Origin of the sequence: Streptomyces sp. NPDC017890 (assembly GCF_044328675.1) — a bacterium.
Taxonomy (GTDB): Bacteria; Actinomycetota; Actinomycetes; order Streptomycetales; family Streptomycetaceae; genus Streptomyces.
This window is the reverse complement of the sequence record NZ_JBIRHU010000014.1, coordinates 128,344-142,756: the sequence shown is the minus strand read 5'-3', so window position 1 is coordinate 142,756 and position 14,413 is coordinate 128,344. Positions and strand designations below refer to the sequence as shown.

The window sequence follows — 14,413 nt, the reverse complement described above, 5'->3', positions numbered from 1 at the left end:
CAATCGGCTGACGGTGGATCATGACGACTCACACCCGCCCGCGACGGAAGCCACGACGCACGCGCCACCCGAAGGGCGCTACGGCACCACTGTCACGGGCCAGCGCCCCGCCTTCACCAGCCGTACCGCGACGGACCCGACGATCCGGTGCCCGGCCTGCTCCGAGGCGCCCACGACCACAGCGTCCGCCTTCAGCTCGTCGGCCGCCCTGACCAGCCCGCTGTAGGGGTCGCCGCGGAAGGTGTGGAACTCCCAGCGCAGGTCGAATATCCCCTTGTCCCGCTCGGTCGCGTCCCGGATCTGGGTCACCAGGTCCTCGGCGATCTCGTCCGTCGTCTCCGCCACCGGCGCCCCGAGCGCCGCCCCCGCCGCCAGCACCGGCTGCACGTACACCACGGCGAGCAGCGCTCGCTGGCGTCGGGCGAGACCGCCGGCGTAGGCCGCGGCCCGGAGCGAGGAGTCGGAGCCGTCGACCCCGGCCACGATGACCTTCGGTCCGTCGGTGCCCCGTTCGAACTGCTGGGAGTGCTGTTCCGTCACGCGGCGAGGCTATCCGGTCGCTCGTGGTCTTGAGCCGTGCGGGTGGTTGCGTGCCGCCGCACCGGTGTTGCTCAGGTGCGCCGGACCGCGGCCGGGCGACTGATGAGTCATGAAGAAGGATCAGTTGCTCACCCGACGCCGCGCACTGCTCGCCGGCGCCGCGGCCGTGGGAGCGGCCGGCACCGCCGGTGCGCTCGCGGTGACCCCGGGGAACCGTCCGGCCGGCCCGGCCGGCCCCGCCCCGGGCCCCCCGGCGCACCGGCCGATGGGGTCCTCCGCCTACCGCCTCCAGCCCCTGACCGGGTACGGCGCGCCCGCCGCCGTACCCCGGCGGCCCCCGGTGCGCAGCGAGCCGATCCTGCGCCTGACGGGCCGGGGCCGCACCATGCTGCTCACCTTCGACGACGGACCGGACCCCCGCTACACCCCGGACATCCTGGACACACTGGCGAAGTACGACGTGCGCGCGACGTTCTTCGTGTGCGGCGAGATGGCGGACTACAACAGGGACCTGCTGTACCGGATGGCTGACGAGGGACACGTCGTCGGCAACCACACGTGGTCCCACCCGCTGCTGACCCGCCTCGGCCGGCGACGCATCCGCTCCGAGATGGAACGGACCAGCGAGGTCGTCGAGCAGGCCTGTGGTGAGCCGCCCCGATGGTTCCGCGCCCCGTACGGAGCGTGGAACCGCGCCGCCTTCCAGCTCGGCGCCGAACTCGGCATGGAACCGCTCGCCTGGACGGTGGACACCCTCGACTGGACCACCCCCGGCACCGGCACCATCGTCGACCGGGTCGAGGACGGCGCCGCCCCCGGCGTCGTGGTGCTCTCGCACGACGCCGGGGGCGACCGCTCGCAGAGCGTCCGTGCCCTGCGCAGGTACGTGCCCGAGCTGCTGGACTCCGGCTACCACCTCACCGTCCCCCGGCGGCGGTACGCCTGACGCCAGGCACGCCCGCCCGGCCGGGACACGCTCAGCGGATCCCGGTCATGCGGGCGAAGGCGACGACGTTCCCCTCGTATCCGTCCTGCTTGGAGAAACCGCCGCCGCAGGTGATGACCCGCAGTTCGGGGCTGCCCTTGGACGCGTAGACCCGGTCGCCGGGGAAGTTGTCCTTCTCGAACACTTCGATGCCGTAGATCTCGAACACCGCCGTCTTCCCGTCCTGGCGGTGCACTTCCACCTTGTTTCCCTTTTTCAGGGCGCCGAGTCCGTAGAAGACGGCCGGCCCCTGTTGGTTGTCGACGTGGCCGACGACGACCGCGGTGCCTTTCTCCCCGGGGGAGACCGCGCCGGTGAACCAGCCGGCCAGATTGGGGTCCTCGGGCGGCGGCGCGTCCACCCAGCCGTCCGCGTCGAGACCGACCGGCATGATCGGCGCGTCGACCTGGATGGCGGGGACGGAGACCCGGTCGGGTACCCCGTACGGCAGCGGCGCGAGGCCCGCGGCGGCGCCGTCCTCGCCGGCGACGCGGGTGTTCGAGGCGGCGGCCGACGCCGGCTGCGGCGGTCCAGCGTCGAATTCCCCCGAGCCGTTGCGGATGAGCGCGAGACCGGTCAGCAGAACAAGCGCTATCACGCCCCAGGGAGCGCGCTTCCTCTGCCGCTCCTCCTCTTCGGCCACCTCGGACCCGTACATTCGCCATCCCCTCTCGACCCGGCCGTCGCCGTGCCTTGTGCGCATACGAGCACGCTAAGCGCCGTGCGCCCGACCGGCGACGGGGCGGCGGCGAACGGGTGGCGCGGACGCCCGTCCATGAGCCATCCGGGATTTCCCCGGCGGGACATTCCTGACGGTCCGTGACCTGCGGCGATATCCACTCGTGAGCTACCGGCCCGGTATACCTCCTCACCAGGACGGACCATTCCCGAAATGCGGTGCCGCGCAAGGCAACTGAGGGTCTTTCTGGGAGGCGCTTTCTCGCCGATCGACCGGGGACGGGACCCGGGGCGTCTTCCGCGGAGGATCACATGCGTAACACTCGTGCCCTCGCGGCAGCCGGCGCCGCGGTCGCTGTCCTCGGGCTGGCCGCCCCCGCGGCCACCGCCGGCGGCGACCACAACCAGCCGTCCAACATCGTCGCCCTGCCCAGTGTGATCGCCCGCGGCGGGCAGATGACCGTCACGGTCGACGGCTGCCCGCAGGGCGGCACGATGACCTCGGACGCGTTCCGGACGACCCACCTGACCCCGGTCCGGGGCGCCAACGAGACATCCAGGGGCACCGCCACCATCAAGGAGGACGCCCGGCCGGGCTCGTACGACATCACCGTCAACTGCTCGGGCAGGCGACTGACGCGCCCGGCCGCCTTCACCGTCATCGGCGGCGTTCGCGGCGGCATCGGCGGCAGCAGTTCCAGCGGGGCGACGCCGGCCGACATCGCGATCGGCGGCGGGCTCGTCGCCGCGGCCGTCGCCGGTGGCGGCCTGTTCTGGATGCGTCGCCGGGCGGAGCGGCGCTTCTGACCCGTTCCCCGTTCGCCCCCGGTCCCCTTCGTCTTCCGTCACGTACGGGCCCTGCCTTCGGGCGCGGGCCCGTACGGTCGCCTGCCGATCGCGCGCCGGCGTCGCACGGCCGAAACGCGTGTCGCACGCCGGCAGGGCTTCGCCCCGGACCGTTGAGGATCCGGGGCGAAGCCCTGCCGGCGCGCGGGGAGGTCAGGCGCCGTCCTCGCCGGAGCGGCGGCGCGAGAGGTGGTACGCCGTTCCGACCGAGCCCGCGATGAGCAGGGCGCCGAGCCCGGTCTCCTTCATGTCGAACCCGGCGATGGTGCCGCCCTCGCCGGCGTGCACGCCCTTGTCGGGGTGGCGGGGCTCGGGGTAGGGCCGGTGCGAGTGAAGGTCCGCGATGGTCAGATTCACGGTGCCGGTCCTCCTGTCACAGGCGAACGTCACCTGGTAGACCGCCCCGCGCCGGGCGTCCCGGTCGACCCGCGTCGTCGCCGACGACTCGTGGCGCGGGATGGTGACCGTGTCGAAAACCGGCGAAGAGACCGTCACGCGTCCCCGGCAGCCGTCGGCCCCGCGGCCCACCCCCAGCGTGACCTCGCCGCCCGGTGCGACGGTGGCGGGGTGGACGAGGAATCCGAACGTCGGACTGCCGCCTGTGGCCGCCCCGGCCGGCACGCAGGCGGAGAGGGCGGCGACGCCCAGCAGTGCGACCGAGGCGACGGGTATCGCGCGCATGGTGAATCCTCCGGGTCCCCGAGGCGCTGCGGCGGACCTGTTCCGCTCGCGCCAGAAATGCACCTCGATGCCCGAAACGCTAGGAAGCCGTGCACGTCGGCGCGATCGCAGTCGCGCGAATGGGGCACATGTGTGGGCCGCTCAGGGGACGCCGCCGGTGTGTCGGCCGTCCCCCGGCGGCCTCCCGGTGCGGGCACCACTGGGGGACGTAGGGGTGGGCGCCTCAGTCCCCTGCCCCGGGGAAGAGGCTCAGGAACGGATCCGTGGACGCCGCGACGCCGCGGCTGAAGGGTGCGTCGAAGTCCCAGATCAGGAAGAGCAGGAAGGCGATCAGCGCGGAGAACAGCCCGGCGAGGACGAGTTCGCGGGTCGTACGCCGGATCTGCAGGGCGAAGACCATGCCGACCGTGATGACGCCTCCCGCGACGAGCCCGAACCACACCACGCCCGGCATGGTCGCCCCGGTCGACTCCGCCCGGGCGATGCGGGCCTGGTCCGCCGCGGTCACCTGGTCGACGAGGGGCTGGTACGCCTGGGCCTCGAAGTCCGACGTCGGCTCGTAGTCGGTGACGTCCGCGCGGACGCGGTCGAGGAGTTCGGTGCCGCGTTCGGTCACCTCGCCGCGGTCGGCCATGACCTTCCACTCGGTGGTGACGACGTGTCCGACATAGGCGTTGACATCCTCCCGGATGCGGTCACGGACGTCGGGCGGATAGACCCGGACGCGTTCCGAGATCTCGTGCAGCGCGACCGCCTCCGCCTGTACGTGGTCCTGGGCGGCGCTGCGTGCCTCCCAGACCCCGGCGATGGCCAGACCCAGGACGATGGCGTACACCACGCCGATCCACATCGTCATGTACTCGATGACGTCCGGGGTCTCGGTGATGTCCTCGTCGTCGGACGCCGTGCGGTGCCGTACGAGGGTGATGATGACGACCACGACGCAGGCGGCCAGCATCGCGAGGGTGAGAACAAGCCATTCCGGCAAGAGGGGCCTCCAGGGATCAGCGCGCACGGAGCGCGGCGACGGCGACCACCGCGGGCACCGTGATGAGCAGGACGAAGACGAGCGGCGACGTGGCACCGCGTGAGGGCCGTTGTTGCTGCCGGGCGGCGCGGTAGCGCGGGTAGTGCACCGGGCTGAGCGACGGCCGGGGCGTGGGCGTGGCCGACGGGGCGGGCGCGGGAGCCGCGGGACGAACCGGCGCCGGGGTGGGGCTGGGCGTAGGTGCCGGCGTGGGACGGGCCGGCACCGGCCGCGGGGCCGGCGGCGGCTCGGGCTTCGGAGTGACGGGTGGAGGCTCGGGCTTCGGCGCGGGGGGTGGCGGGGGAGTGGGCTTCGGTGGAGGGGGCGGTGGAGGTGGGGGAGTCGGAGTCGGCGTGGGTGTGGGTGTGGGAGGGGGCGTCGGTGAGGGCTCGGGGCAGGGCGGGAAGGTGGGCCAGGAGCCGCTCCCGGCGACCGCCACCGCCTCGATGCCGCCCGGTCCGGTCGACACATAGGCGCAGGCGTCGGCCTGCGCCGGGCCGACTGGCACACCGACGAGCGTGAACGTCAGCGTCACCAGGGCCAACACCCGTCCGGCAGAGGCGGATCGGGTCGGTTCGAGTCCATGCACGACGCAGATCATCGAGCCTGGCGCGCCGGACCACGCCCGATTACCGGATGATTGCCCCGAAAGAGGTACACGGGCCACTCGGTGGTTTGACCGGCGCACACTCGCTCGCGCCGCGGCTCGCAGCCGCGTACGAGCGGGCGCGCCGGACGGTGGCCGGCGGGGGAGCGCCCGGAAAGAAGACCGGGTCCCCGTTGAACGCGAACCGCTCTTCCGCCCGTACCCAGTGTCGTGCGGCGGCGCAGCGGCCGTCCCAACACCTTCGTGACGATCGGGGATTGACGATGAAGACCTCCTGGCGGAGTGCCTCACTCGTGGCGAGCGCCGCGGTGGTGCTGGCGCTGACGACCGCGTGCGGCCAGGACGGCGGCAGTGCCACCGGCAGCCAGAACGTGGGGGCCACGGCCGCGCCCGGCGACGTCGGAGACATCGGTGCCGGTGCCGGTACCGCCGACGGACTCGGGACCGGCGCGGACGGTGCGCGGACTCCGGCGAGCCCGCCGGAGTCCGCGGGCAAGCTGTCCGTCTCCACCAACGCGGAGATCGGCGAGCTGGTGACCGACGGAGCGGGCCGCACCCTCTACCGCTTCGACGACGACACCGCCAAGCCGCCCAGGACGACGTGCGAGAACGACTGCGCCACCGCCTGGCCGCCCGTGGCCGCGGACGATGCCCTCGCCGGCGAGGGCATCGACAAGGAACTGCTCGGCGAGGTCACCCGGCCCGACGGCACCAAGCAGCTGACCATCGGCGGCTGGCCGGCGTACCGCTACGCCAAGGACGCCGCCGCCGGGGACGTCGAAGGCCAGGGCGTGGGCGGCAAGTGGTACGCGCTCGCCGCCGACGGCAAGAAGGCCAAGGCGGCCGACCGGCCCGGACTGTCCACCCGCGACGATTCGAAGCTCGGCGAGATCGTGGTCGACAAGAACGGCATGACCGTCTATCGCTTCATGAAGGACGAGGCCTGGCCGAAGCCGGTCTCCGCGTGCACCGGAGCCTGCCTGGAGAAGTGGCCGGTCGTCGCGCCCGTGGAGCCCGAGGACACTCAGGGTGTCGTGAAGAAGGACCTGATGACCTTCACCCGGCCCGACGGCGCCGAGCAGCAGACGGTCGACTGCTGGCCCGTCTACACCTTCGCCGGTGACAAGAACGCCGGCGACACCAACGGCCAGGGCGTCGGCGGCACCTGGTACGCAGTCGCCCCCGACGGCAAGCCGGTGGGCGCTCCTGAGAAGTAGCGGCCTGGCGTCCGCCGGCGTTCAGCGCGCGAACAGCGGGCCGTCCCTTCCGTACCCAGGCGGAGGGGACGGCCCCGTTCGCGCGCTTCGGTATGCCTTGTCGCGCGGCACGTGCCCCGGGCAGTGACCGGGAACGGACGGTCAATTTCCGGTTGGGCTCGCCCCTTTGGCGGGTGATCAGTAGCCTCACCTCGAACACCGGATCGCCTATGCCTTGGAGAGCTAGATGGAGCGTCCCGCCTGGGCCCCCCGCAGCATCGACATCTCGGTGCCCAGCGTGTCCCGGATCTACGACTTCTACCTGGGCGGTTCGCACAACTTCGAGGTCGACCGGGAAGCGGCCCGCAGGGCCATGGAGTTCATGCCGGGACTTCCCAAGATCATGCAGGCGAACCGGGCGTTCATGCGCCGCGCCGTGCGCTTCGCGGCCGCCGAGGGCATCGACCAGTTCCTCGACATCGGTTCCGGCATCCCCACCTTCGGCAACGTCCACGAGGTGGCCGGGCGCCGCCCCGGTGCCCGCGTCGTGTACGTCGACCACGACCCGGTGGCGGTCGCCCACAGCGAGGCCGTCCTGGCGGGCCACGACGACGCGGACGTCGTGGCCGCCGACCTCCTCAAGCCGCACGAGATCCTCTCCAGTCCCCAGGTGGAGCGGCTGATCGACCTGAATCGGCCGGTGGCCCTGCTGTTGGTTGCCATACTGCACTTCGTGGAAGACGCGGACGACCCGTACACGGCGGTGGCCGAGCTGAGCGACGCGCTCGCGCCCGGCAGCCTGCTGGTCCTCACGCACGCCTCGTACGAGGGGATTCCACTGCCCGCCGAGCGGGCCGGGGGCGCGGTGGACGTGTACAAGGACATCCGCAATCCGCTGATCATGCGTTCGCGCGACGAGATCGCGCGGTTCTTCGAGGGGTACGACATGGTGGAACCCGGACTGGTCCCGATGCCGCGCTGGCGGCCCGAGGGGTCGCCGGAGGACGAGGACCCCTACGCGTTCTCGGGGTTCGCCGGCGTGGGGCGTGCGGCGTGATCGCGGAGCCGGACGGGCCGGAGGACAGACTGCGCCGGTTCGCGACGATCTGGAGCCGGGCGGTGTTCCCGGTGACCTCGACGTCGTCGACCCGGCCGGAGTTCGAGGAAGAGCTGCTACCACTGGCCCGCCGGCTGAGCGAGGTGCTGCGGGCGCGGAGCCTCGACGCCGAGGAGGCCAGGGCGGTCGGCGCGGCGCTCGTCGACTCGCACTGCACCGACCCCGAGGCGCTGGCCCGGACGCTGGACTGCGTCGACGCCTACCTCGTGCTCTACTGCGGCGAGGACGGCGACCCCGAGGACCTGCGGGCCCGCTCGGCGCGGCTCCAGCACGCCATGGCGGCCGGTTTCGCCGGGGCGCTGCGCGCACGGACCCTGGCCGAACAGGAGGCCATCGCGCAGGCCGCCCTGAAGGCACAGGGGGTGGTGGCCGAGGCCCTGCACGCGAGCGAGGCCCGCTTCCGCGCCGTGTTCGAGGGCGCGGCCATAGGCATCGGCATCGCCGACCTGGAGGGCAACGTCCTCCAGGTCAACGGGGCGCTGATGCGCATGTTCGGCATCGCCGGTCCGACCCTGGGCGGGCGCAGGGCCACGGAGTGGACGCACCCCGACGACGCGCCGCAGATCTGGCGGCTCTACGACGAGCTGGTGCGCGGCGAGCGCGAGCATTACCACGTGGAGAAGGCCTTCTACCGGCCCGACGGAACGGTCCTGTGGACCAATCTGACCGTCTCCCTGCTGCGCGACGCCGACGGCACCCCGCAGTACCAGCTCGCGCTGATGGAGGACACCACCGAGCGCCGGCTGCTCAATCTGCGGCTGCGCTACGAGGCCACGCACGACGCGCTCACCGGCCTGCCCAACCGCAGCTTCTTCTTCGAACGCCTGGAGAAGGCCCTGAGCGCGGGGCCGGGCCAGCGCTTCGGCCTGTGCTACCTCGACCTCGACGGCTTCAAGACCGTCAACGACAGCCTCGGCCACGCGGCCGGGGACCGGCTGCTGGTGGAGGTCGCCGACCGCCTGCAGGCCTGCGCCACCGCGCCCGGCGAGATGGTGGCCCGGCTCGGCGGCGACGAGTTCGTCGCGCTGACCACCGGTCCGGACACCCGGCACGAGGCCGACGAGCTGGCCGGGCGCATCATGAACGCGCTCCTCGCCCCCATCAGCATCGACGGCCGCGAACTGACCGTGCGCGGCAGCATCGGCATCGTCGAGGGTCCGGCGGGCGAACGCAGCCCGGCGGAGGTGCTGCGCAGCGCAGACATCACCATGTACCGGGCCAAATCGGCGGGCGGCAACCGTTTCGAGCTCGCCGACCCGGAGGCCGACGCCCGCGTCATCACCCGGCACGGCCTGACCACCGCGCTGCCCGCGGCCCTGGAACGGGGCGAGTTCTTCATCGAGTACCAGCCGCTGGTGCACCTCGGCGACGGCAGCGTACGCGGCGCCGAGGCCCTGGTGCGCTGGCTGCATCCGCAGCACGGGGTGCTCGGCCCGGACCGGTTCATCCCGCTCGCCGAGCACACGGGGCTGATCGTGCCGCTGGGCCGCTGGGTGCTGGAGCAGTCCGTGCGGCAGGCCCGCGCCTGGCGGGAGCGGTACGGAGAGACGACCGCCGCGGGCCCGCTGCGGATCAACGTCAACCTCTCGCCCTGCCAGCTCACCCACCCCGGTCTGGTCCAGGACACCGTCGACATCCTGGAGCGGACCGGCGTCGCGCCCGACGCGCTCTGCCTGGAGGTGACGGAGTCGGCGCTCATCGGCGCCGACGACGACCTGCTGAAGCCGCTGCGCCGGCTCGCCGAGATGGGCGTCGACATCGCCCTGGACGACTTCGGCACCGGCTACTCCAACCTCGCCAACCTCCGCCGCCTGCCGGTGAGCGTCCTCAAGCTGGACCGTTCCTTCACCCAGAGCATGCAGCGGTTCCCGGCGGACCCGGTCGACCTGAAGATCGTGGAGGGCATCGTCGCCCTGGCCCACAGCCTGGACCTCACGGTCACGGTGGAGGGCGTGGAGACCGGCGCCCAGGCCGATCAACTGCGCATACTCGGCTGCGACACGGCCCAGGGCTGGTACTACGCGCGCCCGGGCCCACCGGACCGCCTGCACGAACTGGCCCTGGTGGACGCGGCGGGCCTGTAAGGGCCCGCCCGGGCCCCTGACGGCGCCTGCTGCACGGCGGGAGTCGCCGCCATCGCGGCCCTGGGGGCGGCGATGGCGCTCTCCACCCGGCTCGGCTCCGCTTCCTCGACACGGGTGGCGATCTTGGCGAAGTCGGTGACGTCTCTTCCGCCGATGCCGATGCCGATGTTGTGGTGCGTCGGCAGGGGCGGGCGGGCAGACACGGGGGCGGCGCGGGCGATCCGTACGGTCCGGTGGAGCTCCTCTGCCGCGCGCTCCCGTCACCGCTCCAGCAGCATCCGCTGCAACTCCCGCGCCGCCCTCGGCGGGGCCACGTCGCTGCGATGGGCCAGGGCGATCGTGCGGTTCAGGCCGGGACGGGCCAGCGGCGTCACCCGTAGCCCATGCCCGGAGCGGGCGGCCACCATCCGGGGTACGACCGCCATGCCCAGCCCGGCCCGCACGAAGCCCAGCACCGCGTCCATCTCCCCGCCCTCCACCGCGAAGTCCGGCTCGAAGCCCTCGGCACGGCACGCGGCCACGGTCAGCTCCCGCAGGTCGTAGCCGTGCCGGAACATCACCAGGCGCTCGCCCTCCAGGTCGGCGATGCGTACGGCCCGGCGCCCGCCGCCCGGCCGGGGCGACTCCGGAGAGGACACCACCACCAGATCCTCCCGCAGGAGCTCCACCGTGGTCAGTGCCGGTGAGGCGGTGGGCAGCGGCAGAACGACCAGGGCGAGGTCGAGCGCACCGCGCGCCAGCTCGCGCACCAGGTCGTGCGAGCCGCCCTCCTCGATCAGCAGCCGGATTCCGGGGTAGCGGTCGTGGAAGGCGCGCAGCACATCGGGGAGCAGGCCGGTGCACAGGCTCGGGGTGGCGCCCAGCCGGACCCGGCCGCGGCGCAGCTGCACCAGCTCCAGTACCTCGTGCCGGGCGGTGTCCGCGTCGGCCAGGATGCGCCGGGCCAGGGGCAGCAGTGCCTCCCCGGCGTCGGTGAGGGTGATGTTCCCGCGCGCCCGCAGGAAGAGGTCGGCGCCCAGCTCCCGCTCCAGCGCCTTGATCTGCTGCGACAGTGACGGCTGCGCAACGTGGACCACCTCGGCGGCCCGGGTGAAGTGCCGGGTCTCGGCGACCGCAACGAAGTACTGGAGCTGTTGGAGCTGCATACTCCCAGCGTACGACCTTGATAGCCAGTACCTATGGAAACCAGGTTTTCCATGTCTTGGACCGATAGGCCTTCGGCCCCGTAGCGTCCTGTGCCATGGCTCTGGCAACGCGGACGGACCGACGGCCGTCCATGGCGCGCACCGTGTGGGACTCGACCGTCGGCAAGAAGACAGTGATGGCGGTCAGCGGTCTCGTCATGCTGCTCTACCTGGTCGCCCACATGATCGGGAACCTGAAGATCTTCTTCGGGACGAGCGAGTTCAACCACTACGCCCACTGGCTGCGTACGGTCGGCGAGCCGTTCATGCACTACGAGTGGACGCTCTGGCTGGTCCGCGTGGTGCTGGTCCTCGCCGTCGTCGCCCACGCCGTGTCCGCGTACCAGCTCAGCCGCCGCGACATCAAGGCGCGGCCCAGCAAGTACGTGCACAAGAAGAAGCGGGCCAGTTACGCGACGCGCACCATGCGCTGGGGCGGGATCATCCTGGCCCTGTTCATCGTCTGGCACATCCTGGACCTGACCACCGGCACCGTGCACTCCGGCGGCTTCGAGACGGGGAAGCCCTACCAGAACGTCGTGGACACCTTCTCCACCTGGTACGGCAACGTCATCTACATCGTCGCGGTGCTCGCCGTCGGCATGCACGTCCGGCACGGCTTCTGGAGCGCCGCCCAGACCCTGGGCGCCGGCAGCCGCACCCGCGACCGAGCCCTGAAGACCATCGCGAACGTCCTCGCGCTGCTGCTCACGGTCGGCTTCGTCGCCGTGCCCGTGGGTGTCATGACCGGAGTGGTGAGCTGACCATGACTTCCTACGCCGACTACACGACCGGAGAGCCGGTCGCCGACACGAAGGCCCCCGCCGGGCCCGTCAACGAGCGCTGGGACACGCGCCGATTCGAGGCGAAGCTGGTCAACCCCGCCAACCGGCGGGGGAAGACCGTCATCGTCGTCGGCACCGGCCTCGCGGGCGGCTCCGCCGGCGCGACCCTCGCCGAACAGGGCTACCGCGTCGTCCAGTTCTGCTACCAGGACTCCCCGCGCCGCGCCCACTCCATCGCCGCGCAGGGCGGGATCAACGCCGCGAAGAACTACCGCAACGACGGCGACTCGATCCACCGGCTGTTCTACGACACGGTCAAGGGCGGCGACTTCCGCTCCCGCGAGTCCAACGTGCACCGGCTCGCCCAGATCTCGGTCGAGATCATCGACCAGTGCGTGGCCCAGGGCGTGCCGTTCGCCCGCGAGTACGGCGGTCTCCTCGACACCCGTTCCTTCGGCGGCGTACAGGTCTCCCGTACCTTCTACGCACGCGGCCAGACGGGTCAGCAGCTGCTGCTCGGCGCCTACCAGGCACTGTCGAGGCAGGTCGCGGCCGGCAACATCGAGATGCACCCGCGCACCGAGATGCTCGACCTGATCGTCGTCGACGGCCGGGCGCGCGGCATCGTCGCCCGGGACCTGATCACCGGAAAGATCGACACGTACTTCGCGGACGCCGTGGTCCTGGCGAGCGGCGGCTACGGAAACGTCTTCTACCTGTCGACCAACGCCATGAACTCCAACGCCACCGCCGTGTGGCGGGCGCACCGGCGCGGCGCGTACTTCGCCAACCCCTGCTTCACGCAGATCCACCCCACCTGCATCCCGCGCACCGGTGACCACCAGTCCAAGCTGACGCTCATGAGCGAGTCGCTGCGCAACGACGGCCGGATCTGGGTGCCGAAGGCCAAGGGCGACGACCGCCCGGCCAACAAGATCCCGGAGGACGAGCGCGACTACTACCTGGAGCGCATCTACCCGTCCTTCGGCAACCTGGTGCCCCGTGACATCGCCTCCCGCGCCGCGAAGAACGTCTGCGACGAGGGCAGGGGCGTCGGCCCCGGCGGCCAGGGCGTGTACCTGGACTTCGCCGACGCGATCAAGCGGATGGGCCGCAAGGCCGTCGAGGCCAAGTACGGCAACCTCTTCGACATGTACCAGCGGATCACCGACGAGGACCCGTACAAGGTGCCGATGCGGATCTACCCCGCCGTGCACTACACGATGGGCGGACTGTGGGTCGACTACGACCTCCAGACCACCGTCCCCGGCCTGTTCGCCGTCGGCGAGGCCAACTTCTCCGACCACGGCGCCAACCGGCTCGGCGCCTCTGCGCTGATGCAGGGCCTGGCCGACGGCTACTTCGTCCTGCCGGCCACCATCAACGACTACCTCGCCCGCAACCCGCACAAGGACGAGGTCGACGACAGCCACCCGGTGGTGCAGGAGGTGCTCGCCGAGACCGAGGACCGGCTGGGCCTGCTCCTGTCCGTCGACGGCGACCGCACCCCGGACTCCTTCCACCGCGAACTCGGCGAGCTGATGTGGGAGTTCTGCGGCATGGCCCGTACCGACACCGGCCTGCGCAAGGCCCTGGAGCGCATCCCGCAGATCCGCGAGGAGTTCTGGCGGCGCATCAAGGTCCCCGGCACCGGCGAGGAGTTCAACCAGTCCCTGGAGAAGGCCAACCGCATCGTCGACTACCTGGAACTCGCCGAGCTCATGTGCCTCGACGCGCTGCACCGGGCCGAGTCCTGCGGCGGCCACTTCCGCGAGGAGTCCCAGACCCCGGACGGCGAGGCGGCCCGCAGGGACGACGAGTTCGGGTACGCCGCCGCCTGGGAGTTCACGGGCACGGGCGAGGCCCCGGCCCTGCACAAGGAAGACCTGGTCTTCGAGTACGTCCACCCCACTCAGCGGAGCTACGCATGAAGCTCACCCTGCGCGTCTGGCGGCAGAAGAACGCCGACGCCGACGGCGCCATGTCCACGTACGAGGTGGACGGCATCTCCCGCGACATGTCCTTCCTGGAGATGCTCGACACCCTCAACGAGGAGCTCATCCTCAAGGGCGAGGACCCCGTCGCCTTCGACCACGACTGCCGCGAGGGCATCTGCGGCGCCTGCTCACTGGTCATCAACGGCGACGCCCACGGCCCCGAGCGCACCACCACCTGCCAGTTGCACATGCGGTCCTTCCAGGACGGCGACACCATCGACATCGAGCCCTGGCGGGCATCCGCCTTCCCGGTCGTGAAGGACCTGGTCGTCGACCGTTCCGCCTTCGACCGCATCATCCAGGCCGGTGGCTACATCACCGCGCCGACCGGTGCCGCACCGGAGGCCCACGCCGCCCCGGTGCCGAAGCCGGACGCCGACTTCGCCTTCGAGCACGCCGAGTGCATCGGCTGCGGAGCGTGCGTCGCGGCCTGCCCGAACGGGGCGGCGATGCTGTTCACGTCCGCGAAGGTCAACCACCTGAATGTCCTGCCGCAGGGCGCGCCCGAGCGCGAGACCCGCGTGCTGGACATGGTGGCGCAGATGGACGACGAGGGCTTCGGCGGCTGCACCCTCGCCGGCGAATGTGCCACGGCGTGCCCGAAGGGCATCCCGCTCGTGTCCATCACCAGCATGAACAAGGAGTGGCTGCGGGCCACGCGCAAGGTGGCCGGACGCTAGCGCCGG

At 71.7% G+C, this 14,413-nt stretch carries 14 protein-coding genes; 8 read left to right on the top strand and 6 right to left on the bottom strand.

Annotated elements, in window-relative coordinates:
• Positions 1-78: 78 nt before the first annotated feature.
• Complete coding sequence (locus ACH4F2_RS20045) at positions 79-540, bottom strand: universal stress protein (RefSeq protein ID WP_398134045.1); 462 nt, start codon at positions 538-540, stop codon at positions 79-81.
• Between the two features lie 109 nt (positions 541-649).
• Between ACH4F2_RS20045 and ACH4F2_RS20040 the strand changes: the two genes are divergently transcribed.
• The gene (locus ACH4F2_RS20040; protein ID WP_398134044.1) at positions 650-1,486 is read left to right on the top strand and encodes a polysaccharide deacetylase family protein; all 837 of its coding nucleotides are present in this window, start codon (positions 650-652) and stop codon (positions 1,484-1,486) included.
• A 31-nt stretch (positions 1,487-1,517) separates the two neighbouring features.
• Here the strand turns inward: ACH4F2_RS20040 and ACH4F2_RS20035 are convergent, their stop codons facing one another.
• A complete protein-coding gene (locus tag ACH4F2_RS20035; protein ID WP_398134104.1) occupies positions 1,518-2,183 on the bottom strand; it encodes a class F sortase in 666 nt (221 codons plus the stop codon).
• A gap of 332 nt (positions 2,184-2,515) precedes the next feature.
• Between ACH4F2_RS20035 and ACH4F2_RS20030 the strand changes: the two genes are divergently transcribed.
• A complete protein-coding gene (locus ACH4F2_RS20030; RefSeq protein WP_398134043.1) occupies positions 2,516-3,010 on the top strand; it encodes a hypothetical protein in 495 nt (164 codons plus the stop codon).
• A 192-nt stretch (positions 3,011-3,202) separates the two neighbouring features.
• On the opposite strand, the gene ACH4F2_RS20025 is transcribed toward ACH4F2_RS20030, so the two are convergent.
• The 3 genes from ACH4F2_RS20025 to ACH4F2_RS20015 form a co-directional block, all read right to left on the bottom strand.
• Entirely contained in the window at positions 3,203-3,730 is a 528-nt protein-coding gene (locus ACH4F2_RS20025) for a hypothetical protein (RefSeq protein WP_398134042.1), read from the bottom strand.
• A gap of 223 nt (positions 3,731-3,953) precedes the next feature.
• Complete coding sequence (locus ACH4F2_RS20020; protein WP_398134041.1) at positions 3,954-4,718, bottom strand: DUF4239 domain-containing protein; 765 nt, start codon at positions 4,716-4,718, stop codon at positions 3,954-3,956.
• A 16-nt stretch (positions 4,719-4,734) separates the two neighbouring features.
• The gene (locus ACH4F2_RS20015; RefSeq protein ID WP_345590120.1) at positions 4,735-4,866 is read right to left on the bottom strand and encodes a hypothetical protein; all 132 of its coding nucleotides are present in this window, start codon (positions 4,864-4,866) and stop codon (positions 4,735-4,737) included.
• Between the two features lie 761 nt (positions 4,867-5,627).
• Between ACH4F2_RS20015 and ACH4F2_RS20010 the strand changes: the two genes are divergently transcribed.
• The 3 genes from ACH4F2_RS20010 (at position 5,628) to rmdA (ending at position 9,761) form a co-directional block, all read left to right on the top strand.
• Positions 5,628-6,581: an SCO0930 family lipoprotein gene (locus ACH4F2_RS20010; protein ID WP_398134103.1), complete on the top strand. Its 954-nt coding sequence runs from the start codon at positions 5,628-5,630 to the stop codon at positions 6,579-6,581.
• Between the two features lie 226 nt (positions 6,582-6,807).
• Complete coding sequence (locus ACH4F2_RS20005; protein ID WP_398134040.1) at positions 6,808-7,617, top strand: SAM-dependent methyltransferase; 810 nt, start codon at positions 6,808-6,810, stop codon at positions 7,615-7,617.
• Positions 7,614-9,761: a cyclic Di-GMP phosphodiesterase RmdA gene (gene rmdA / locus ACH4F2_RS20000; RefSeq protein WP_398134039.1), complete on the top strand. Its 2,148-nt coding sequence runs from the start codon at positions 7,614-7,616 to the stop codon at positions 9,759-9,761. The genes ACH4F2_RS20005 and rmdA overlap by 4 nt, the downstream gene beginning before the upstream one ends.
• A gap of 260 nt (positions 9,762-10,021) precedes the next feature.
• Here the strand turns inward: rmdA and ACH4F2_RS19995 are convergent, their stop codons facing one another.
• Positions 10,022-10,906, bottom strand: coding sequence for a LysR family transcriptional regulator (locus ACH4F2_RS19995; protein ID WP_398134038.1), 885 nt, complete (start codon positions 10,904-10,906; stop codon positions 10,022-10,024).
• Between the two features lie 131 nt (positions 10,907-11,037).
• Here ACH4F2_RS19995 and ACH4F2_RS19990 point away from each other — a divergent pair, with 131 nt between their 5' ends.
• From ACH4F2_RS19990 to ACH4F2_RS19980, 3 genes are read left to right on the top strand one after another with little or no spacing between them, the layout of a single operon-like run.
• Positions 11,038-11,709 carry a succinate dehydrogenase gene (locus ACH4F2_RS19990; RefSeq protein ID WP_398134102.1) on the top strand — a complete coding sequence of 224 codons (672 nt, stop codon included), beginning with the start codon at positions 11,038-11,040 and terminating at the stop codon, positions 11,707-11,709.
• Positions 11,710-11,711: 2 nt separating this feature from the next.
• A complete protein-coding gene (locus ACH4F2_RS19985; protein ID WP_398134037.1) occupies positions 11,712-13,661 on the top strand; it encodes a fumarate reductase/succinate dehydrogenase flavoprotein subunit in 1,950 nt (649 codons plus the stop codon).
• Entirely contained in the window at positions 13,658-14,407 is a 750-nt protein-coding gene (locus tag ACH4F2_RS19980; RefSeq protein ID WP_398134036.1) for a succinate dehydrogenase/fumarate reductase iron-sulfur subunit, read from the top strand. Before ACH4F2_RS19985 ends, ACH4F2_RS19980 begins: the two co-directional genes overlap by 4 nt.
• The last annotated feature ends 6 nt before the right edge of the window (positions 14,408-14,413 follow it).

What these genes read in the sequence shown, in the direction of transcription:
- ACH4F2_RS20040 (WP_398134044.1), top strand. Translation starts at nt 650, where the DNA reads ATGAAGAAGGATCAGTTGCTCACCCGACGCCGCGCACTGCTCGCCGGC.
- ACH4F2_RS20035 (WP_398134104.1), bottom strand. Translation starts at nt 2,183, where the DNA reads ATGTACGGGTCCGAGGTGGCCGAAGAGGAGGAGCGGCAGAGGAAGCGC.
- ACH4F2_RS20030 (WP_398134043.1), top strand. Translation starts at nt 2,516, where the DNA reads ATGCGTAACACTCGTGCCCTCGCGGCAGCCGGCGCCGCGGTCGCTGTC.
- ACH4F2_RS20025 (WP_398134042.1), bottom strand. Translation starts at nt 3,730, where the DNA reads ATGCGCGCGATACCCGTCGCCTCGGTCGCACTGCTGGGCGTCGCCGCC.
- ACH4F2_RS20010 (WP_398134103.1), top strand. Translation starts at nt 5,628, where the DNA reads ATGAAGACCTCCTGGCGGAGTGCCTCACTCGTGGCGAGCGCCGCGGTG.
- ACH4F2_RS20005 (WP_398134040.1), top strand. Translation starts at nt 6,808, where the DNA reads ATGGAGCGTCCCGCCTGGGCCCCCCGCAGCATCGACATCTCGGTGCCC.
- ACH4F2_RS19995 (WP_398134038.1), bottom strand. Translation starts at nt 10,906, where the DNA reads ATGCAGCTCCAACAGCTCCAGTACTTCGTTGCGGTCGCCGAGACCCGG.
- ACH4F2_RS19990 (WP_398134102.1), top strand. Translation starts at nt 11,038, where the DNA reads ATGGCGCGCACCGTGTGGGACTCGACCGTCGGCAAGAAGACAGTGATG.
- ACH4F2_RS19985 (WP_398134037.1), top strand. Translation starts at nt 11,712, where the DNA reads ATGACTTCCTACGCCGACTACACGACCGGAGAGCCGGTCGCCGACACG.
- ACH4F2_RS19980 (WP_398134036.1), top strand. Translation starts at nt 13,658, where the DNA reads ATGAAGCTCACCCTGCGCGTCTGGCGGCAGAAGAACGCCGACGCCGAC.